The 19913-nt window shown below is 67.2% G+C and carries 20 protein-coding genes; 18 read left to right on the top strand and 2 right to left on the bottom strand.

Going from position 1 to position 19913, the window contains the following annotated elements:
* Positions 1-3: 3 nt before the first annotated feature.
* The 6 genes from NON00_RS18170 to NON00_RS18145 all read left to right on the top strand — a co-directional run bounded on the left by NON00_RS18170 (position 4) and on the right by NON00_RS18145 (position 6805).
* Positions 4-816, top strand: a complete 813-nt coding sequence (locus NON00_RS18170) for an ABC transporter permease (protein ID WP_256023996.1) — start codon at positions 4-6, stop codon at positions 814-816.
* On the top strand, positions 813-2438 hold the full coding sequence (locus NON00_RS18165) for an ABC transporter ATP-binding protein (protein ID WP_256023993.1): 1626 nt from the start codon (positions 813-815) through the stop codon (positions 2436-2438). Before NON00_RS18170 ends, NON00_RS18165 begins: the two co-directional genes overlap by 4 nt.
* Positions 2435-3325 carry a GntR family transcriptional regulator gene (locus NON00_RS18160; protein ID WP_256023991.1) on the top strand — a complete coding sequence of 297 codons (891 nt, stop codon included), beginning with the start codon at positions 2435-2437 and terminating at the stop codon, positions 3323-3325. The genes NON00_RS18165 and NON00_RS18160 overlap by 4 nt, the downstream gene beginning before the upstream one ends.
* On the top strand, positions 3318-4832 hold the full coding sequence (locus tag NON00_RS18155) for a serine hydrolase (protein ID WP_256023983.1): 1515 nt from the start codon (positions 3318-3320) through the stop codon (positions 4830-4832). The genes NON00_RS18160 and NON00_RS18155 overlap by 8 nt, the downstream gene beginning before the upstream one ends.
* On the top strand, positions 4829-5698 hold the full coding sequence (locus tag NON00_RS18150; protein WP_256023980.1) for an alpha/beta hydrolase: 870 nt from the start codon (positions 4829-4831) through the stop codon (positions 5696-5698). Before NON00_RS18155 ends, NON00_RS18150 begins: the two co-directional genes overlap by 4 nt.
* A gap of 99 nt (positions 5699-5797) precedes the next feature.
* A complete protein-coding gene (locus tag NON00_RS18145) occupies positions 5798-6805 on the top strand; it encodes an alpha/beta fold hydrolase (protein WP_256023978.1) in 1008 nt (335 codons plus the stop codon).
* A 72-nt stretch (positions 6806-6877) separates the two neighbouring features.
* On the opposite strand, the gene NON00_RS18140 is transcribed toward NON00_RS18145, so the two are convergent.
* Positions 6878-7780, bottom strand: a complete 903-nt coding sequence (locus tag NON00_RS18140; protein ID WP_256023975.1) for a GntR family transcriptional regulator — start codon at positions 7778-7780, stop codon at positions 6878-6880.
* 203 nt (positions 7781-7983) lie between these two features.
* Here NON00_RS18140 and NON00_RS18135 point away from each other — a divergent pair, with 203 nt between their 5' ends.
* From NON00_RS18135 to NON00_RS18100, 8 genes are all read left to right on the top strand, one after another.
* Positions 7984-9114, top strand: coding sequence for a mannitol dehydrogenase family protein (locus NON00_RS18135; protein WP_256023973.1), 1131 nt, complete (start codon positions 7984-7986; stop codon positions 9112-9114).
* Positions 9111-9794, top strand: coding sequence for an amino acid ABC transporter permease (locus tag NON00_RS18130; protein ID WP_256023971.1), 684 nt, complete (start codon positions 9111-9113; stop codon positions 9792-9794). Before NON00_RS18135 ends, NON00_RS18130 begins: the two co-directional genes overlap by 4 nt.
* A 13-nt stretch (positions 9795-9807) precedes the next feature.
* Positions 9808-10461, top strand: coding sequence for an amino acid ABC transporter permease (locus NON00_RS18125; RefSeq protein WP_256023970.1), 654 nt, complete (start codon positions 9808-9810; stop codon positions 10459-10461).
* Entirely contained in the window at positions 10445-11173 is a 729-nt protein-coding gene (locus NON00_RS18120) for an amino acid ABC transporter ATP-binding protein (RefSeq protein ID WP_256023967.1), read from the top strand. Before NON00_RS18125 ends, NON00_RS18120 begins: the two co-directional genes overlap by 17 nt.
* A gap of 29 nt (positions 11174-11202) precedes the next feature.
* Complete coding sequence (locus tag NON00_RS18115; protein WP_256023964.1) at positions 11203-11991, top strand: transporter substrate-binding domain-containing protein; 789 nt, start codon at positions 11203-11205, stop codon at positions 11989-11991.
* A 69-nt stretch (positions 11992-12060) separates the two neighbouring features.
* Positions 12061-13071, top strand: a complete 1011-nt coding sequence (locus tag NON00_RS18110; RefSeq protein WP_256023961.1) for a zinc-binding alcohol dehydrogenase family protein — start codon at positions 12061-12063, stop codon at positions 13069-13071.
* A 35-nt stretch (positions 13072-13106) separates the two neighbouring features.
* On the top strand, positions 13107-13742 hold the full coding sequence (gene eda, locus NON00_RS18105) for a bifunctional 4-hydroxy-2-oxoglutarate aldolase/2-dehydro-3-deoxy-phosphogluconate aldolase (protein ID WP_256023959.1): 636 nt from the start codon (positions 13107-13109) through the stop codon (positions 13740-13742).
* A complete protein-coding gene (locus NON00_RS18100) occupies positions 13739-14701 on the top strand; it encodes a sugar kinase (RefSeq protein WP_256023957.1) in 963 nt (320 codons plus the stop codon). Before eda ends, NON00_RS18100 begins: the two co-directional genes overlap by 4 nt.
* Positions 14702-14743: 42 nt before the next feature.
* Here NON00_RS18100 and NON00_RS18095 read toward each other — a convergent pair whose 3' ends face one another.
* Entirely contained in the window at positions 14744-16126 is a 1383-nt protein-coding gene (locus NON00_RS18095) for an aminotransferase class I/II-fold pyridoxal phosphate-dependent enzyme (RefSeq protein ID WP_256023954.1), read from the bottom strand.
* Between the two features lie 93 nt (positions 16127-16219).
* Here NON00_RS18095 and NON00_RS18090 point away from each other — a divergent pair, with 93 nt between their 5' ends.
* The 4 genes from NON00_RS18090 to NON00_RS18075 are packed head-to-tail and all read left to right on the top strand — an operon-like array spanning position 16220 to position 19794.
* Positions 16220-17176, top strand: a complete 957-nt coding sequence (locus NON00_RS18090; RefSeq protein WP_256023951.1) for an ABC transporter substrate-binding protein — start codon at positions 16220-16222, stop codon at positions 17174-17176.
* 29 nt (positions 17177-17205) lie between these two features.
* Positions 17206-18108 (top strand): ABC transporter substrate-binding protein, encoded by a 903-nt coding sequence (locus NON00_RS18085; protein ID WP_256023939.1) that lies wholly within the window; start codon positions 17206-17208, stop codon positions 18106-18108.
* Positions 18105-19001 carry an amino acid ABC transporter permease gene (locus NON00_RS18080; protein ID WP_256023936.1) on the top strand — a complete coding sequence of 299 codons (897 nt, stop codon included), beginning with the start codon at positions 18105-18107 and terminating at the stop codon, positions 18999-19001. The genes NON00_RS18085 and NON00_RS18080 overlap by 4 nt, the downstream gene beginning before the upstream one ends.
* A gap of 4 nt (positions 19002-19005) precedes the next feature.
* Positions 19006-19794 (top strand): amino acid ABC transporter ATP-binding protein, encoded by a 789-nt coding sequence (locus tag NON00_RS18075; protein ID WP_305123434.1) that lies wholly within the window; start codon positions 19006-19008, stop codon positions 19792-19794.
* Positions 19795-19913: the final 119 nt, after the last annotated feature.

Raw genomic sequence — 19913 nt, 5'->3', positions numbered from 1 at the left:
CCCATGCGCCCGCGCCTCAATGCCCTGCTCGGCGGCACGCTGATGCTCCTGGTGCTCAGCACCGCCACCCTCTCCGCGCTGTGGACGCCGCACAATCCGCTGCGCATCGCCATGCGCAGCCGCCTCCAGCCGCCTTCCGCCCTGCACTGGCTCGGCACCGACGAAATGGGGCGCGATGTGCTGAGCCGCCTGATGGCCGGTGCCGGCACCTCCTGCCTCGTCGCTGCGCTGACGGTGCTGGGGGCGGTCGTGCTGGGCAGCGGCATCGGCCTGCTCGCCGGCTTCGCGCGCGGCATGGTGGACCGGCTGCTGATGCTGGTGAACGATGCGCTGCTGGCCTTCCCTGGCATTCTCCTCGCCCTCGGCCTGCTGGCGGTGATCGGGCCGGGGCAATGGGGCATCGTCGCCGCCCTCGGCCTCGCCTATACGCCCACCGTCGCGCGCATCGTGCGCGGCGCCGTGCTCTCCCTCCGCGAGCGTGAGTTCGTCGAAGCCTCTTTCTCCATCGGCAATTCCGCCGCCTATACGCTGTGGCGCCATGTCCTGCCGGGCACCGTCTCGCCTCTCACCGTGCTCGCCACCAGTCTCTTCGGCTGGGCGATCCTGGCGGAAAGCGCGCTGAGCTTCCTCGGCCTTGGCGTGCCGCCGCCGGCCCCAAGCTGGGGCAACATGCTCGCCGCGGCGCGGCCCTATCTGGAGAGCGCCACCTGGCTGAGCCTCGCCCCTGGCGCCTGCATCGCCCTCACCCTGCTCGGCGTGAACCTGCTCGGCGATGCGCTGCGCGATCATTTCGACCCGCGGAGCCGCCCGCAATGAGCCTTGCCCTGGATCACGCTGCCGCCCCGGTGGCCGCAAGCACCGCGCCCCTGCTGGCCGTGGAGGGCTTGCGCGTCGGCACCGGCAGCTTCCACGCCGTGGAGGATGTTTCTTTCTGTGTTGCAGCCGGTGAAATCCTCGCCCTGGTGGGCGAGTCCGGCAGCGGCAAGACGGCCACCGGCCGCGCCATCCTCGGCCTGCTGCCGCCGGGGCTGGAACGGCTCGCCGGCGCCATCCGCCTGCAGGGGGAGGACCTGGCGCACGTCACCCCGGCGCGGCTGCGCGCGCTGCGCGGCGGCAGCATTGGCATGGTGTTCCAGGAGCCGATGGTCTCGCTGAACCCGGCCATGACGATCGGCGCCCAGCTGGGCGAGGCGCTTGCCCTGCACAGCGATCTTGACGCCGCCACGCGCCGCGCCGCCTGCATCGCCATGCTGCGCCGGGTGCGCATCAGCGACCCCGAATCCTGTCTCGCCGCCTATCCGCACGAATTCTCGGGGGGCATGCGCCAGCGCATCATGCTGGCGGCGGTGATGCTCCCGAAGCCGCGCCTGCTGATCGCTGACGAGCCGACCACCGCCCTCGACAACCTCGCCCAGGCCGAGGTGCTGGACCTGATGGTGGAACTGGCGCGCGACAGCGGCACGGCGGTGCTGCTGGTCACGCACAATCTCGGCCTCGTCGCGCGGTATGCCGACCGCGCCCTCGTCATGCAGCGCGGCCGCGTGGTGGAGGAAGGCCCGGCGCGCCGCCTGCTCGCCGCGCCACGCGAAGCTTATACGCGCCAGCTCGTCGCAGCCATGCCCCGCCGCACCGCGCGGCCAGAGCGCCCCACCAGAGAGATCCTGCTGGAGGCGCGGGGACTGGTGGTGGATTATCCCGGCCGCGTCCGCCTGCTGCGCCGCCTGCCGGGCAAGCGCGCGGTGAAAGGCGTGGACATCGTCCTGAGGCGGGGCGAGACGGTCGCCCTGGTGGGCGGCAGCGGCTCGGGAAAGACCACGCTTGGCCGCGCCCTGCTGCGCCTCGTTGAACCCACAGGCGGACAGCTCCTCTTCCAGGGCCAGGATGTCACGGCCGGCCGGGGTGCAGCGGTACGGGATTTCCGCCTGGCCTGCCAGATCATCTTTCAGGACCCCTATTCCTCACTCGATCCGCGCCAGCGCATCGGCGAGATCGTCGCCGAGCCTCTGCGCCACGAGCCAGGACTGGACGCCGCCAGCCGGGCCGCACGCGTGGCCGAGACCTTCGCCGCCGTCGGCCTGCCCGGGCTCGACCGCCGCTTTCCCCACCAGCTTTCCGGCGGGCAGCGGCAGCGCGTCGCCATCGCCCGCGCCATCGTCCGCCGCCCGGCCCTCGTGGTCGCGGATGAACCGGTCAGCGCGCTGGACATGACGGTACAGGCACAGATCCTCGCCCTGATCCGCCAGCTGCAGGAGGAGCGCGGCTTCGCATGTCTCTTCATCTCGCACGATCTCGGCGCGGTGGTTGAGGTGGCCGATCGCGTCCTGGTGATGCAGGACGGCATGATTGTCGAGCAGGGCTCGCGGGATGCGGTGTTCGACACGCCACACCACCCCTATACACGTGCACTTCTGGACGCGACCCCAAGGCTCGACGCATGACGGATGACAACGCCACGCCCCTGCACCGCACCCTGGCGCGTGACATCCTCGACCTGTTGCGCGAGCGTGGCACAGCACTCGGAGAGCGGTTGAGCCGCGCCGCGCTGGCGGAAACACTCGGCGTCTCGCGCACACCGGTGAAAGGTGCGGTCGCATTGCTGGAGGAGATCGGCGCCGTGCGTACCGAGGGGCGTAGCGTCGTGCTCTGCCAGTTGGAGGGTATCGAAATCCCTCCACTTGGTCCTGAGGACAGCGAAAACGCTGTCGCGCGCCTGCTGGTTCGCATTGCGCGCGGTCGCGCCGATGGCAGCGTGCCGGATGAAGTCTCGGAACGGCAGTTGGCACAGCATCTCGGCGTCAGCCGCCACCTCGTGGTGCAGGCGCTGTCGCAGCTTGCGGAGTCTGGTGTCGCCACACGCAATCGAGGCCATGGCTGGCACTTCACCGCGGGCTTCCGTGATCTGGAGGAGCGGGCTGCCTCCTACCGCTTCCGCATGCTGATCGAACCGGCGGCATTGCTGGAACCTGGCTTCGCCCTTCCGCCCGGCTTCGCGGCGAGGATGCGCCGGGAGCACGAACGCTTCCGCGATCGCCCTTGGCGGGAAGACGATGCCGTGGCCTTCTACGAGGTCAATGCGCAATTCCATCTTGGCCTCGCCGAGGCCTCGGGCAACCGCTTCATCGCCGCGGCGGTTGCGCAGCAGAACCGTGTCCGCACCCTCTCCAACCTGTCCTTCACCGTCGGTGCAGCGCGCGTACCGGTGAATATCCGCGAGCATCTCGCCATCCTCGACGCTCTGGTCGTGGGGGACCGGGAACGCGCGGCGCTGCTGATGCGGCTGCACCTGACGGATGCCATGAATCTGAGGCCTACCCGGAATGCCTGATACCTTCCCCGCGACCACAGCCACGCGCCTGCCGCGTGCGGCCCCCTCGGCACGTGGCGTCGATGCCTCTGGTGTGCTTGCCTTCATCGATACCATCGCGCGCGAGAAGATCGAATTGCACAGCATGCTGGTCTATCGTGCTGGCGCGGTGGTGGCAGAAGGCTTCTGGCACCCCTATGCGCCGGAGCGCCCGCATATGCTGCACTCCGCGACCAAGAGCTGGACAGCGACAGCACTCGGCCTCGCCCTTGGGGAAGGAAGGGTAGCCTTGACGGATAAGGTCGTCGATTTCTTTCCACGCTACAAGCCAGCGGACGTCTCGCCATATCTGGCGGCGATGACGGTGGAAGATCTCCTCACCATGCGCACCGGCCATCGTGCCGGCATCTCGGGTGGTGAGTGGCGCAGCCTCACCACAAGCTGGGTCGAAGCCTTCCTGCGCGAGCCGGTCGAAGAACCGCCCGGGCGCGATTTCATCTATAGCAGCGCCAGCAGCTACATGATCTCGGCCATCGTCACCGCCGTTACCGGCCAGACTCTCGCCGAGTATCTGGAGCCACGCCTCTTCCGTCCACTCGGCATGAGCCCGGTGCAGTGGGACATCTCACCGGAGGGCATCAGCACGGGCGGCAATGGCCTTTCCTGCACCGCGGAGGATGCACTGAAGCTTGGCGTGCTGTACCTGCAGGGCGGGCTGTGGGAAGGCCGCCGCATTCTGCCCGCTTCCTGGGTCGCCGAGGCCACGCGCAACCATGTCGCCGAGGTCTGGATGGGCACGGTCGACGCAAAGCGCTTCCGCCCACGCGGCGAAGGCACGGCCGAACGGCGCGAAGGCTATGGCTATCAGTGGTGGATGACGCGCCACGGCGGCTATCTGGCCTCTGGCAATTACGGGCAACAATGCATCGTGCTGCCAGAAAAAAAGGCTGTGGTGGCCTTCACCGGCGGGCTGGCGATGCGGGAAAAGCGCCATATGGAAGCGCTGTGGGAGCATCTCTATCCCGCCCTTGATACAGGCCTGCACTACGAAGAATCCGATGCTCTCCTGGCGCAGCGGCTGGCAAGCCTGAGTCTGCCCTGGCCGGAAGGCAAGGCTGTTTCTCCATGGACGGCGCGTCTCGATGGCTTGCGCTTCCGCTGCGCCGCCAATGCGGATGGTGTGGAAGAAATTCGCTTCGGGCTACGCGATGGCGCTTGCGTTCTTACTCTGCGGGATCATCGCGGCGAGCATAGCATCACAGCCGGCTTCCACGCGGAAGTAGAAGGAGAAACCGGAATGACCGGGAACATCCTCCACCATGAGTACCAGCCCGAGCGAATGCGCGTTGTCGCTCGGGCAGCATGGTCAGCGGATGATCGCCTTGAAATGGTATGGCGCTTTACCGAGATGGCTTTCTCAGACACGGTGATCTGTGAATTCAATGGCGATCGGATGCAATTTTCGCGACGCGTGAACACCAATGCCGGGCCACTGGAGCGTCCGGCGATCGAAGGCGTCATGGCATGACCCCCCCCCTCGACGGCATCAGCGAAGCAACTCGCCGCGGCCGCCAGCTCTATGACCAGGGCCTGACCACGGTCTATGCAAGCCGGTACGATCCCCGCTTCTCCTGGTGCCTCTATGTGCCTCCAGGCCTGGATGAACCCGGGCCCGCGCCGGAACTGATCGTGTCCGTCCATGGCACGCTGCGCGACATGGCGCATTACAGGCAGATCTTCGTTGATTTCGCACGCTGGAACCGTTGCATCGTCCTGAGCCCCCTCTTCCCCGCCGGGGTGCTGGGCGACGGCAATCGCGACGGCTACAAATATATCGCCGAAGGCAGCATCCGCTACGATCATGTTCTTCTGGCAATGGTCGATGAGGTTTGTGAGCGCTACCGATTTTCGTTCGATCGCTTCTCGCTCTTCGGTTTCTCAGGGGGTGGACACTTTGCCCACCGCATGCTGCTGCTGCACCCACATCGCCTCTGGGCCGTATCCATCGGTGCTCCTGGTTCTGTTACCCTGCTTGATCCGCAGCGGGATTGGTGGGTAGGAACACGCGGCATGCAGGCCCGCTTCGGGCTGAGCCCCAATTTGGAGGCCATGCGACAGGTCGCGATTCATATGGTCGTTGGCGGCGCGGATCGCGAGGCATGGGAGATCACCCATCGCGAAAATGGTCGCCATTGGGTGCCAGGCGCCAATGATGCCGGCGCAACACGGCCGGAGCGGCTGGAAGCACTCCGCGTCTCTCTTGCTGCTCACGGTATTGGCGCAACCCTGGAGATCGTGCCGGGCGTCGCCCATAATGTCTCTGGCGTGGTAGAATATAGCAAAGCCTTCTTCGCTCGAACTCTCGCTGCACGCCGGGCGCAGCCCTCTGCTTAGCACGCCCCTCCATGCGATCCCCATTGCCGCCGTGGCAAGAGTGTGGTTCGAACAACACGCATCGCCTCAAGGTGGATCGCGCGGAGAAGGAACAGCGGAATGTCTGATTGGCCGCGACAACAGGGCCGGTACAGCCTGGGAACCATGCAGGTTCTGAAAGGCGGCTGGATCCAGGATGCACATCTGCACTGGCGCAGTCATGGCACGCTTTCCGCAGCACGGGACAATGCCATCCTCTACCCGACCAGCTATGGCGCGACATCCACAGAAGTGGATTGGCTGATCGGGCCACAGGGTATTCTGGACCCCACGCGGTGGTTCATTGTCCAGATTGACATGTTCGGCAACGGCGTATCGTCAAGCCCATATGATACGCCGGATTATCCTCCTCTGGTTACGGCTTATGACAATGTGCAGGGCCAGCGCCGCCTGCTCCACGATGTTTTCGGGATTGATCGCCTGAAGGCTGTCTATGGCTGGTCGATGGGCGCACAACAGGCATACCACTGGGCAGCCCTCTTTCCGCGTGAGGTTGAAGCCGCCATCATCAACTGTGGCAGCGCACGCACGGCAACCCATAATCAGGTTTTTCTGCGTGCGCAGATGGCTATTCTGGAGGCAGCACCCGAGTACCTCGGAAACGGGCAGTTTTCTGAGGAGCCACGCATGGCTCTCCGCGCCTTCGGGCGAAACTACGCAGCCTGGGCCATGAGCCAGGATTTTTATCGGGCAGGCCTTTATCGGACGGCCAAGACACCCGATTTATCGGCTTATCTGTCCACCTGGGAAAACCGATACAGCAGCAAGAAGGCGGCCAACCTTCTGGCTCAGATGCGCTGCTGGGATGCAGGCGATATCAGCGATAATCCTCTCTATGGCGGCAATCTTGAAGATGCTCTTCGTGCTATCACCGCCCGTGTTTTCCTTCTTCCTGGCGAAACAGACTTGTACTTCCGTGTGGCAGACAATGAATTTGAAAAACTCTATCTTCGCCACGCATCCCTGAAGCCCATTCCGAGCATCTGGGGGCATCGCGCTGGAAATCCCGCCGGTCAGGCAGAGGATACAGGCTTCCTGCGCCGCATGGTCACGGAATCGCTGGAATAAACCACGAGAGATTCGACGTTCTTTTTTGAAAAAAAGAACCAAAAAACTTTTTCAGACCACGCTTGGAACCCCTTACCCGGAAAGGGGTCCGCTCGCGATCGAACGCAACAGGGTTGTGCGCGCCGTACGAAGGTGCGCCTTGCACTTGGCATCGATCAGGCGAAGATCCCGCGTGCGGAGTGCGGCGATGTATTCAAGATGCTCGACGATGGCGATGTGATTCCTCTCCTTCTCATCGCTTTTGTCCCATTGGTAGTGATAGTGGAAAATGATCGAGATGACATCATAGAAGTCGCGGATGAAGCGGTTACAGGATGCATCGTGGATCAGGCGATGCAAGCGTTCGTCAAGCTGCGAAAAATCCTGGTACCGATGCTCAATGTCACGCAGCAAATCATGATGCTCGCCTTCGATCTCATCGAGCTTTTTCCAGGCCACGGCATCATCGCCAAGGCTGACAAAGCGCCTGGCGGACCGCAGTTCAAACATCTCACGGATTTCGTAGATTTCCACGGCAAACTCCGTGGTGACACCCTTGAAGATCCAGCCACTATTTTCGCGGCGCTCCAGCAAGCCCACCTGACTGAACCGTGTCAGATACTCCCGCACGGCCGTGGTCGAAGCGCCGAACTGGCGCGCGAGTTCTGAGGTGCTGACCATCTGGCCAGGCCTGTAATCGCCCTGCAGCACCATCTGCATGAACTTCCGCTCGACGACCTGACCCACACTCTCCGTCTGCGGGTCCGGGAAAAAATCCTGGGCCTGCGGGTGGCGCAGCACCAACCGCCGGGCCGCCCGGGCCTCCAGGATGCCCGCCTCCCCCAGCCCCGCCAGCACAGCCCGCACCGTCGTCCGGCTGACCTCCAGCTGTTCCGCCAGTTCCGCCTCCGAGCACGGCCATTCCCCCAGGGGGCGCGATGCCAGGAGCGCCAGGCAATGATTGTAGCTCCGCTTGTAGACCGTGTTGGCCTTCACCCCACCGCTCCTTAATTGTTGTTTTTTAATTTTTTTTACGAAAACCCAGAGCCACCTATCGGTTTTTTGAAGATGATGCACCGGGTTGACACCGCCAGCAGATCGGTCCTTTATGTTTAATCATACAAAACGACAAGGGATCGAGGGAACGTGCCGAGCAACGCTCATGCCTGCTCATGGCCTCGCTATAAAGTGGCCACACCATGAGTGGGCGGATCATCCAGTTTGGCACAAGCCGCTTTCTGCAGGCGCATGTCGCCCTTTTCCTGCATGAGGCGCGGCAGGCTGGCCAGGATGTCGGGCCCATCACCATCGTTCAGGCCTCCAATTCGCGCGCGAATAGCGGACGCCTCTCCGCTTTCGGGCAGCCGGACGGTTATCCGGTCATCTTGCGTGGCCTGGAAGATGGCAGGCCGGTTGAACGCCATATCGCTGTCACCAGCACCGACCGCGGCCTTTCCGCTGTCCAGGACTGGGCCGAACTGCATAGCCTGTTTCGCCACGAAGCCGCCTATGTTGTCTCCAACATGGGCGATACCGGCTATGATGTTCCTGAATCAGACCGGGATGGCAGGCTCCTCGGCGGGCACGTTCCATCTTCGTTCCCAGGAAAACTGACGGCCCTGCTGCACAGCCGCTGGCTGGCCGGCGGCATGCCCATCACCATCCTGCCCTGCGAATTGCTGAACCGGAATGGTCAGGTCCTGCGCGACACCATCCTGGATCTGGCGACTGGGGCGCATGCACCGGGGGCCTTCCTGGCCTGGCTGCGGGAAAGGGTGATCTGGGCAGACACCCTGGTTGATCGCATTGTCTCGGAAGCTCTCGAGCCTGCGGGGGCCATCGCAGAACCCTATGCGCTGTGGGTGATCGAGCAGCGCCCGGGCCTCGTCCTGCCCTGCCAGCATCCCGCGATTCAACTCGCGGAGGAGTTGGAGCCTTTTGAGCGGCTGAAGCTGCATATCCTCAATCTCGGCCACACGGTCCTCGCCGATATCTGGCAGCACGAGCATCGCCTGCAGGGCGAAACCGTGCGCGAGATTCTCGCCGATCCCGCAATTCGTGCGCGCCTGGAAGCCGTCTATCGTGAGGAAGTCCTGCCCGGCTTTACACGGCATGGCATGGCGTCTGAGGCCGGCACCTATGTGGCCACCACCTTCGACCGTTTCCTGAATCCCTTCCTCAACCATCGCATCGCCGACATCGCCCAGAATCACAGGACCAAGGTGGAACGGCGGATCGCCAGCTTCCTGGACTGGGTGGGCACCTCCCGCCACGCCACCCCGGTGCTCGACGGCGTCCTGGCCCGCAGCCAGGACAAGGCACAGGCATGACATACCAGTTCGAGTTTTCATCCCTCTTGCCCTATTGGCGCGAGTTTCTTGATGGCGTCTGGCTGACGCTGCAACTCTCCGCCATTTCCACCGTGCTCGGCTTCACGGGCGGTGCCCTCTGCGCCATCGCCCGCGCCGATGGTCCGCCCTGGCTGAAGCGCGTGGTGGGCGCCTATGTCGAGGTGATCCGCAACACGCCGCTGCTGGTGCAGGTCTTCCTGGTCTATTTCGGCATCGCCGTGCTTGGCATCCGCGTGGATGCCAATCTCGCGGCGGTCCTGGCCCTGGTCGTCAACGTTGTCGCCTATACCTGCGAGATCATGCGCGCGGGAATCGAGAGCGTGCACAAGGCGCAGGTCGAGGCCGCGGAATGCCTGGGCCTCAACCGGCGCCAGACCTATTGGCATGTGATCCTCCGCCCGGCCATCGAGCGTGTCTATCCCGCTCTGGTCAGCCAGTATGTGCTGCTGATGCTGGCCTCGTCGATCACCTCGCAGATTTCGGCGGAGGAGCTGACGGCGGTCGCCAACCGCATCCAGTCCGACACCTTCCGCTCCTTCGAGACCTATATCGTGGTCGGCCTGCTCTATCTCGCGCTGTCCTTCGTGGTGCGCTGGGCCTTCTGGGGCTTTGGCATGCTGGTCTTCACCCGCCGCCGCAAGCTCGGCACGGCGCTGTAGGAGGGAAGCGACCATGCCCAGCTTCGGCCTCGGCCATCTCTGGTTCCTGCTCATCGCGGCGGGGTGGACCATCGCCCTCTCGGCCATCGCCTTTCTCGGCGGCGGCGTGCTCGGCTTCTTCATTGCCCTGGCAAGGATCTCGGAAAGCCGTCTCCTGCGCGGTCTCTCCGGCGCCTATGTGCAGCTCGTCCAGGGCACGCCGCTGCTCATCCTGCTCTTCCTGATCTATTTCGGCCTGGCCATCATCGGGCTCGACCAGCTTCCCGCCCTGATCGCGGCGGGGGCGGGGCTGACCATCTATTCCTCCGGCTTCCTCGCCGAGATCTGGCGCGGCTGCCTGCAATCCGTGCCGAAGACCCAATGGGAAGCCGCCGAATGCCTGGCGATGACGCGCTGGCAACGCCTGACGCGCGTCATCCTGCCGCAGGCCATGCGCATCGCCACGGCCCCCACCGTCGGCTTCCTGGTGCAGATCGTCAAGAACACCTCGCTGGCCTCGGTGGTCGGCTTTGTCGAGCTGTCGCAGGCCGGCAAGCTGATCAACAACTCCACCTTCCAGCCCTTCGCCGTCTTCCTCACCGTCGCGGCGCTCTATTTCCTCATCTGCTATCCGCTCTCGGCCTGGAGCCGCGGGCTGGAAAGGAGGCTCAATGTCGGCCGTCGTTAAGCTCACGGATGTCCACAAGAGCTTTGGCCCCCTCAAGGTCCTGAACGGCGTCTCCTTCGAGGTCGGGCGCGGTGAGGTCGTGGCCATGATCGGCCAGTCGGGTTCGGGAAAATCCACGGCGCTGCGCTGCATCAACGCCCTGGAAAAAATCGAGCAGGGCAGCATCGAGGTCTGCGGCCACGCCATCCATGGCGAGAAGCTGGACAAGCGCGCGCTGCGCCTCGATGTCGGCATCGTCTTCCAGAGCTACAACCTGTTCCCGCATCTGACGGCGGAGCAGAACATCATGCTCGCTCCCACCTGCGTGAAGGGCATCGGCAGGCGCGAGGCGCGCGAGCTGGCGCGCGACTGCCTAAACCGCGTGGGCCTCGCCGACAAGGCCGGCCACTATCCGGAGCAGCTCTCCGGCGGCCAGCAGCAGCGCGTCGCCATCGCCCGCAGCCTCGCCATGCAGCCCAAGGTGATGCTGTTCGACGAAGTGACCTCCGCCCTCGACCCGCAGCTGACCGGCGAGGTGCTGCGCGTGATGGAGGATCTCGCGCGCGGCGGCATGACGATGATCCTGGTGACCCATGAAATGGGCTTCGCGCGCAAGGTCGCGACCCATGTCATCTACATGCGCCAGGGCAAGGTCTGGGAAGTTCTGCCCGGCCACCGGCTGAACGACCCGGATACCCCTGAGCTGCGCGAATTCATCGGCAGCGATCTCTGATTTTCATAACAACGAAGAGGAACACAGGAATGAACCGCAGGACCCTGCTCGGCGCCGGGCTTTCCCTCGCCGCCGCCACGAGCCTCGCCCGCACCGCCCGCGCCAATGCGCTCGACACGCTGCGCGCCCGCAAGAAGCTGCTGGTCGCCATCGACCTCGGCTCGCCCCCCTTCGGCCAGACGGATGAGCAGATGCAGCCCATCGGCTCCGATGTCGAGACGGCGCGCCTCCTCGCCGCCGACTGGGGCATGCCGATGGAGATCGTGCAGGTCACCGGCCCCAACCGCATTCCCTTCCTGCTGACCGGCAAGGCGGACATGGTCATCGCCTCCTTCAGCGTCACGGAGGAGCGGCAGAAGGTCATCGACTTCTCCAACCCCTATGGCGTGATCCAGGTGGTCGTCGCGGCGCGCAGGGACGCGGCGGTCAGGGACGATGCCTCGCTCGCCGGCAAGCGCGTCGGCACCACGCGCGGCAGCACCAACGACAAGGAATTCACCGCCCGCAACACCGGCGCGCAGATCATCCGCTATGATGACGACGCGACGCTCATCACCGCGCTGGTCTCCGGCCAGGTGGACATCATGGCGACCTCGCCCCAGGTGATGGCCGCGGCCAACAAGCGCCACGCCCAGGCCCCCTTCGAGGTCAAGATGGTGCTGAAGACCAACCCCTACGCCATCGGCATCCGCAAGGGCGAGACTGCCCTGCAGGCGGCGCTGAACGACTGGGTCGGCACCAATCTGCGCAATGGCAAGCTGAACGAGATCTACAAGAAGTACAATGGCGTCGGCCTGCCGGCCGAGATGCTCTCGTAACCTTCTCCCTGTGCCGCCCGGCCCCGGTGCCGGGCGGCCTTCCTGCATGCTCCCTCGAAAGACGTCCCCATGAAGGCGCTGATCTGCGAAGAACCCGGCCGGCTCTCGGTCATCGAGCGGCCCGAGCCCGTGCCCGCCGAGGGCGAGGTGCTGGTGCGCATCAAGCGCGTCGGCATCTGCGGCACGGATTTCCACATCTTCCAGGGCAAGCACCCCTTCCTGGAATATCCGCGCGTCATGGGGCATGAGCTGTCCGGCACGGTGGAGCGCGCGCCGGAAGGCAGCGGCCTGCGCGCCGGGCAGAATGTCTATATCGTGCCCTATCTCTCCTGCGGCCGCTGCGTGGCCTGCCGCAAGGGCATCACCAATGCCTGCCAGAATATCCGCGTCCTCGGCGTGCACTGCGATGGCGGCATGGCGGAGCTGCTCTGCGTCCCCGCCGGCAATGTCGTCCCCGTGGGGGACACGCCGCTCGAGGATGCGGCGATGATCGAATTCCTGGCGATCGGCGCGCATGGCGTGAAGCGCGGCGGCATCAGCGCGGCGGACCGCGTGCTGGTGGTGGGCTCCGGCCCCATCGGCATGTCCGCCATCATCTTCGCCAAGGCGCGCGGCGCCCATGTCACGGTGATGGACATGCGGGAGGACCGCCTGGCCTTCACCCAGGAGCAGCTCGGCGCCGATGCCCTGCTCCTCGCCAGCCCGGAGGCCGAGGCGCGCGCCGCCGCCGCGACGGATGGCGAGTTCTTCGATGCCGTCATCGACTGCACCGGCAACACCGCCGCCATGCAGCGCGGCTTCGGCTTCGTCGGCCATGGCGGGCGCTATGTGCTGGTCTCCGTGGTGCGCGACAGCATCACCTTCTCCGACCCTGAGTTCCACAAGCGCGAGACCACCCTCTTCGCCAGCCGCAACGCCCAGCCGGACGACTTCGCCGAGGTCGTGCGCCAGATGCAGGCCGGCAAGGTGCCGACCCGCGCGCTGAACACCCATCGCGGCGCGCTTTCGGCGGGGCCGGAGCTGTTCAGGGACTGGCTGCGGCCGGAGGCTGGGGTTATCAAGGCGATCCTGGAAGTCTGACCCAGATCGGGCCACCAGCGAGGAGAACGCCCGCCATGACCACCCCCTCCCCCGCCGAGGCCCTTCTGGCGCAGAGCCGGCTGGTGCCGGTGCTGACCATCGACCGCGTCGAGGATGCCGTGCCGCTGGCGCGCGCCCTCGTGGCCGGCGGCATCACCACGCTGGAGATCACGCTGCGCACCGCCGCCGCCCCCGCCGCCATCGAGGCCATCGCCGCCGCGGTGCCGGAGGCGGTGATCGGCCTCGGCACCGTGCTGACGCCGGCCGACCTGGAGCTGGGGCTGAAGCTCGGCGCGCGCTTCGCCCTCAGCCCCGGCGCCACGCCGGAGCTGCTGGACGCGGCGGCCTCGCTCGGCCTGCCCTTCATCCCCGGCATCGCCACGGCGTCGGAGCTGATGGCGGCCATGCAGCGCGGCTTCCGCGCGGTGAAGTTCTTCCCCGCCGTGCCGGCGGGCGGCATCCCGGCGCTGAAGGCGCTGGGCGCGCCCTTCCCGATGGTGCGCTTCTGCCCCACCGGCGGCATCGGCGAGGAACAGGCGGCGGAATGGCTGGCGCTGCCGAATGTGCTGGCCGTCGGCGGCTCCTGGCTGGCGCCGCCCGCGCTGATGCGCGCCGGCCAGTGGGACGCCATCACCGATATCGCCCGCCGCTCCCTGGCGCGCCTGCCGTGAGCGCGGCGCCGCGCATCGCCTGCCTCGGCGAATGCATGATCGAGCTGGCCCGCCGCCCGGATGGCCTCGCCGCCATGGGCTTCGGCGGTGACACGCTCAACACCGCCGTCTATCTCGCCCGCCTCGGCGCGCGGGTGGATTATGTGACGGCGCTGGGGGACGACCCGGAAAGCGCCGCCATGATCGCCGCCTGGCAGGCGGAGGGCGTGGGCTGCGCCCTGGTGGCGCGGCTGCCCGGCCGCCTGCCCGGCCTCTATCTGATCGACACCGACCCGCGCGGCGAGCGCCGCTTCCTCTACTGGCGGGACCGCGCCCCGGCGCGCGAACTGTTCCAGATGCCCGGCACCGCCGCCATGGAAACGGCGCTGGAAGCGTATGACCTGCTCTATCTCTCCGGCATCAGCCTCGCCATCTGGGGGGAGGAGGGCCGCGCCCGCCTCTACCCGATGCTCGACCGGCTGCGCGCGCGCGGTGGCCGGGTGGCCTTCGACACCAACTGGCGCCCGCGCCTCTGGCCGGATGCCGCCACGGCGCGGCGGGCCTATGCCACCCTGCTGGCGCGCACCGATATCGCCCTGGCCGGCGCGCCCGAGCTGGCGGAACTCGGCCTGGGTGCCACCCCGGCGGAGGCGCTGGACGGGCTGCGCGGCGCCGGCGTGCCGGAGATCGTGCTGAAGCTGGAGCCGCCCGGCTGCCTGCTCCACCACCCCGGCGGCTCGGCCGAAATCCCCGCCGAGCGCGTGGAAAAGGTGGTGGACACCACCGCCGCCGGCGACAGCTTCGCCGCCGGCTATCTGGCCGCCCGCCTGCGCGGCGAGGCACCGGAGCAGGCCGCCCGCGCCGCCCACCGCCTGGCCGCCATCGTGGTGCAGCACCGGGGCGCCATCATTCCGGCAGAAGCAATAAAAATTTTTTTCCAGGCTGCCGCGGCCTCCCGGCACAGCGGGGCGCCAAACTGAAAAGTTTTTTGGTTCTTTTTTTCAAAAAAGAACCTCTTTTTTCTAAACCCCTCCTCCGGCCGCCACCTCCGGCCGCGCCGAGGGCCGGAGCAGGGCCAGCACCTCCGCCACCTCCTCATGCCGCTCCGAGAGCAGGGAGGTGGCGATGCGCACATGCGGCGGGATCGGCACGGGGGCACATTTCGCCCCCGGCATCACCACCATGTTGCGTGAGGCGAAGGTGACCAGGGCGAAGGATTCATCGCGCACCGGCGCCCAGAGGCAAAGCCCATCCCCCTCCGCCACGCTGAGGCCGCGCGCGCGCATCGCGGCGGCCAGGGCCTGCCGCCGGCCGGCATAGACAGCGCGGGCACGGGCCAGCACCGCCTCGGTGGCAGGGTCCTCCAGCAGCAGCGCGGCGGCCTCCTGCAACAGGCGGCTGGTCCAGCCGCTGCCGAAGGCGCGCACCCCCTGCATCCGCGCCACGATCTCGGCCGGGGCAGACACCACGGCCAGCCGCAGATCCGGCCCCAGCGCCTTGGAGAAGGCGCGCAGATGCACCACCCGCTCCGGCAGCCAGCGCCCGAGGCTCTGCGGCGCGGCGGGGGAGAGGGCGCCGATGCCGTCATCCTCCAGCACCAGGACCTCGCTGCCGCGCAGCATATCGGCCAGGGCGCGCAGGCGCGGCAGCGTCACCGTGCGGCCGGTGACGGAATGGGTGCGCGGCTGGAACAGGAAGGCCACCGGGCGGTGCACCATGGCCTCGGCCAGGGAGCCGGGCAGCGGGCCCTCCGCATCCGCCAGCACCGGCAGGGCGACAGCGCCGGCCTCGTCCAGCAGGTCCAGCAGCCGCATGGCCGTCGGCACCTCCACGGCGACGCGCGCACCGGGCTGCACCAGCGCGCGCAGCGCCACCCGCACCGCCTCATAGCCGCCCTCCACCGCCAGGAAGGCCTGCGCGGCATAGGGCCAGTCGCGCTCCACGGCGGCGCGCAGCCGGGCGATGATGGGGGTGCGGGCATAGTGGTTCAGCCCCTCCACCCCCGCCGCGGCGGCGAGCGCCGGGCCGAGCGGCGGCAGCAGCGCCGGGTCCGGCACCGCCAGGGTGAGGTCCAGCACCCCGGGGAGGAAATGGCCGATGCCGGTGAAGCGCGCCGGATGCGGCGCGCCGCCATGGCCGCAGACATGCATGCCGTTGCGCCCGCGCCCGGCCACCAGGTTCAGCCGGCGCAGCTCCGCCCAGGCGGCTGAGATGGTGGCGGGGCTCACCCCCATCTCGCGCGCGAGGTCGCGCACCGAAGGCAGCCGCGCCCCCACCGGCAGCGCGCCGCTGCGGATCAGGTCGCAACTGGCGCGGGCGATGCCACGCATCGTGGTCTCGCCGAGCTGGCGCGCCAGCCAGGCGGGGTCGATCTCGGCCTGCGCGGCCTCCGGGGGCGTCTCCATGATTGTTCAATAACATAAAATGCATTGAACAGTAAATAATGGACATTTAACGTGCCGCCCCGGACCTCCTGCCGAGACTGGTGACGCCGCCTGATGCCTCCCCGTATCCGCCTCGCGCTCCGCGACTGGGACTTCCTGACGCCGATCCTGCTGGGGGATGTGCGCTCCCCCGATGTGGAGCTGGTGATCGACCGCGTCGCCGCCCTGCCGGAGGACCCGGCCGGCGATCCGCGCTATGACGGGGCGGAAGTCTCCTTCTCCCGCTATGCCCAGGCCCGCGCGCGCGGGGCGGAGGATCTGGTCGGGCTGCCGCATTTCATCATGCGCGGCTTCCGCCAGCGCTGCGTGATCACCGCGAAGGACAGCCCCCTCACCCGCTTCGCCGATCTGGCGGGCAGGACCATCGGCCTGACCGGCTGGCAGGACTCGGGCAATCTCTGGACCCGCGCCCTGCTGCGCCGCGAGGGGGTGGAGATCGGGGACGCCACCTGGTGGGTCGGCCGGCTGACGGCGGCGCATCCGGTGGTGGACCGGCTGGGCGGCTTCGGCCGCCCCGGCCGGATCGAGGCCGTGCCGGGCGAGCGCCCGCTGGTGGATCTCCTGCTCTCCGGCGAGATGGCGGCGGCCTTCACCCCCTTCATGCCGCCCGGCTTCTTCGCGCCCGACAGCCCGCTGCGCCCGCTGCTGCCCGATTGCCGCGCCGCCGAGGTCGCCTATTTCCACGCCGTCGGCTATGTCCCCGGCATCCATGCGCTGGCGCTGAAGCCGGCGGTGGTGGCGGCGCATCCCGGCCTGCCGCGGGCCATCTCTGAACTGCTCGACGAATCCGCGCGGCTCTGGCTGGCCAAGCGCGAGAAATACGCCGACACCACGCCCTGGATCATCGACGAACTGGCCCGCTGCGCGCGCGACCTGCCCGCCGGCTGGGATGCCAGCGGCCTCGCCGCCAATGAAGCGATGATCGACGCCTTCGCCGCCGAGCTGCACGCGCAGGGCATCACCGCCCGCCGCCTCGACGCGCGCGCCCTGTTTCCCCACGCCGCCGGCTGACCCCGCCGCCCTTCATGAGGATGACCACCATGCGCCTGAAGGTTCTTCCCGCCGCCCTCTGCCTCGCCGGGGCGCTCAGCCTCGCCCCGCTCGCCGCGCGCGCGCAGGAAGGCGCCATCCCGGCGCAGAGCGTCAACGAGGCCCTGCGCGCCCGCCTGCCGGCGGAGATCCGCCAGGCGGGCGAGCTGGTCGCCGTCAATAACGGCTCCTTCCCGCCCTATGAGATCGTCATCAACGCCACCACCATGCGCGGCGCCAGCGCCGACCTCGCGGAGGCGGTGGGGCAGGTGCTCGGCCTGCGCCTCCGGCACGAGACGGTGAGCGGCCTCTCCGCCATGCTGGCCGGCATCAAGGCCGGGCGCTACCAGATGGCCATCGGCCCGATCGGCGACTTCCCGGAGCGCCAGGCGGCCAATGACTTCGTCGATTTCGTGCGCGAATACGTCGTCTTCGCCGTCCATGCCGGCAATCCGGCCGGCATCCGCGATCTCGCCGACACCTGCGGCAAGAAGGTGGCGGTGATGGCGGCGGGCTCGGCGGAGCGGGTGATCAAGCAGCAATCGGCGCAGTGCGTCGCCGCCGGCAAGCCGGCGGTGGAGGTGCAGTCCTACACCGATCAGCCCACCTCCATCCTGGCGGTGCGCTCGGGCCGCGCGGAGGCCTTCTTCTCCTCCCAGGCGCCGCTCACCTATTTCGTGCAGCAGGCGAAGGGCGAGCTGGAGCTGGCCGCCACGGGCCGCAGCAACGGCTTCGGCGATCTCTACCAGGGCTCCGTCGTGCCGAAGGATGGCGTGCTGCGCGACGTTCTCCTGGCCACCTACCAGCAGCTTTTCGACAATGGCACCTATGCCGCCATCATGAAGAAGTGGGGCCTGGAGGGGAACATGATCCCCGCGCCGGGCGTCAACCTCGCCGGGAAGCCCGCGCAGTGACGCAGCCGGAGAGCAGCGCGCCGATCGACGTCACGGCGGCGCGCCGCCCCTTCCCCTGGGGCAATCTGGCGGCCTGGGTGGTGGTGCTGGTGCTGGCGGCGCAGGCCGCCGTCACCGTCGCCACCAACAGGAATTTCGAATGGCCCGTCGTCGGCGAGTGGTTCACCGAGGAATCGATCCTGCGCGGCCTTGGCGTCACGCTGGGGATGACGGTGGTGGCCATGGTGCTCGGCACCGCCATCGGCATCGTGCTGGCGGTGGCCCGCATGGCGCAGAGCCGACTGCTGAGCGGCCTCGCCGGACTCTATATCTGGTTCTTCCGCGGCACGCCGCTGCTGGTGCAGCTGATCTTCTGGTACAATCTCTCCACCCTCTTCCCGCGCCTGTCCATCGGCATTCCCTTCGGGCCGGAGCTGTGGAGCTGGAAGACCAATGACGTCATCACCCCCCTCACCGCCGCGATCGCCGGCCTCGCGCTGAACGAGGCGGCCTATATGGCGGAAGTGGTGCGTGGCGGGCTGCTCTCCGTTGATTCCGGGCAATGGCTGACGGCGCGCGCCTTCGGCATGAGCCGCGCCCGCGCGCTGCGGCGGATCATCCTACCGCAGGCGATGCGCGCCATCATCCCGCCCACCGGCAACCAGCTGATCAGCATGATCAAGGCGACCTCGCTGGTCAGCGTCATCGCCATGGCGGATCTGCTCTACTCGGCGCAGTCGGTCTACAACCGCACCTTCCAGGTGATCCCGCTGCTGCTGGTGGCGGTGCTGTGGTACCTGCTGATCACCTCCATCCTCAATGTCGTGCAGGGCGCCATCGAGCGGCACTATGCGCGCAGCGACGCGGAGGGCGGCAGCGCGCCGCGCCCCGCCCCCGCCACCACGGAGGGCTGAGCCGATGCCCGAGACCATGGCCGCCCCGGCCGGCGAATTCCTCGTGCGCGCGCGCGGCGTGCGCAAATCCTTCGGCCCCAACGAGGTGCTGAAGGGCATCGATATCGATGTCCGCGCGGGCGAGACGGTGGTGATCCTCGGGCCCTCGGGCTCGGGCAAATCCACCTTCCTGCGCTGCATCAACCATCTGGAGCGGATCGACGCCGGCAGCATCAGCGTCGCCGGCGAACAGATCGGCTATGCCCGGCGCGGCGGCCGTCTCTTCGAGCTGCCGGAGCGGCTGGTGGCACGGCAGCGCCGTGGCATCGGCATGGTGTTCCAGCAGTTCAACCTCTACCCGCACATGACGGTGCTGGAGAATATCATCGAGGCCCCGGTGGGCATCCATGGCGAGAGCCGTGCCAGCGCCGAGGCCCATGCGCGCGAACTGCTGCGGCGTGTCGGGCTGGCGGAGAAGGCGGATGCCTACCCACGCCGCCTCTCGGGCGGGCAGCAGCAGCGCGTGGCCATCGCCCGCGCCCTTGCCATCCGACCCAGCCTCATCCTCTTCGACGAGCCGACCAGCGCGCTCGACCCCGAACTGGTGGGCGAAGTGCTGGCGGTGATGAAAGACCTCGCCGCGCAGGGCATGACGATGATCGTCGTCACCCACGAGATCGGCTTCGCGCGCGAAGCGGCGGATCGCGTCGTCTTCATGGATGGCGGGGTCGTCGTCGAGGAAGGCCCGCCGGAGGAAGTGCTGGTGGCACCGCGCCAGGAACGGACACGGGCTTTTCTCAATCGGTTTTTGTGAGTCACTATTCTTTTTGAAAAATTTTTCTTTCAGTTGGCGTCCCGCTTCAGGCCTGAAGCGGGACGCCAAACTGAAAGAAAGTCTTTTTGCTTCTTTTTCTTCAGAAAAAGAAGATTCTT

The organism is Roseomonas sp. GC11 (assembly GCF_024437745.1).
Taxonomy (GTDB): Bacteria; Pseudomonadota; Alphaproteobacteria; order Acetobacterales; family Acetobacteraceae; genus Pseudoroseomonas.
Note: the sequence above shows the minus strand (reverse complement) of the source record. Positions and strands in the feature narration are given on the sequence as shown.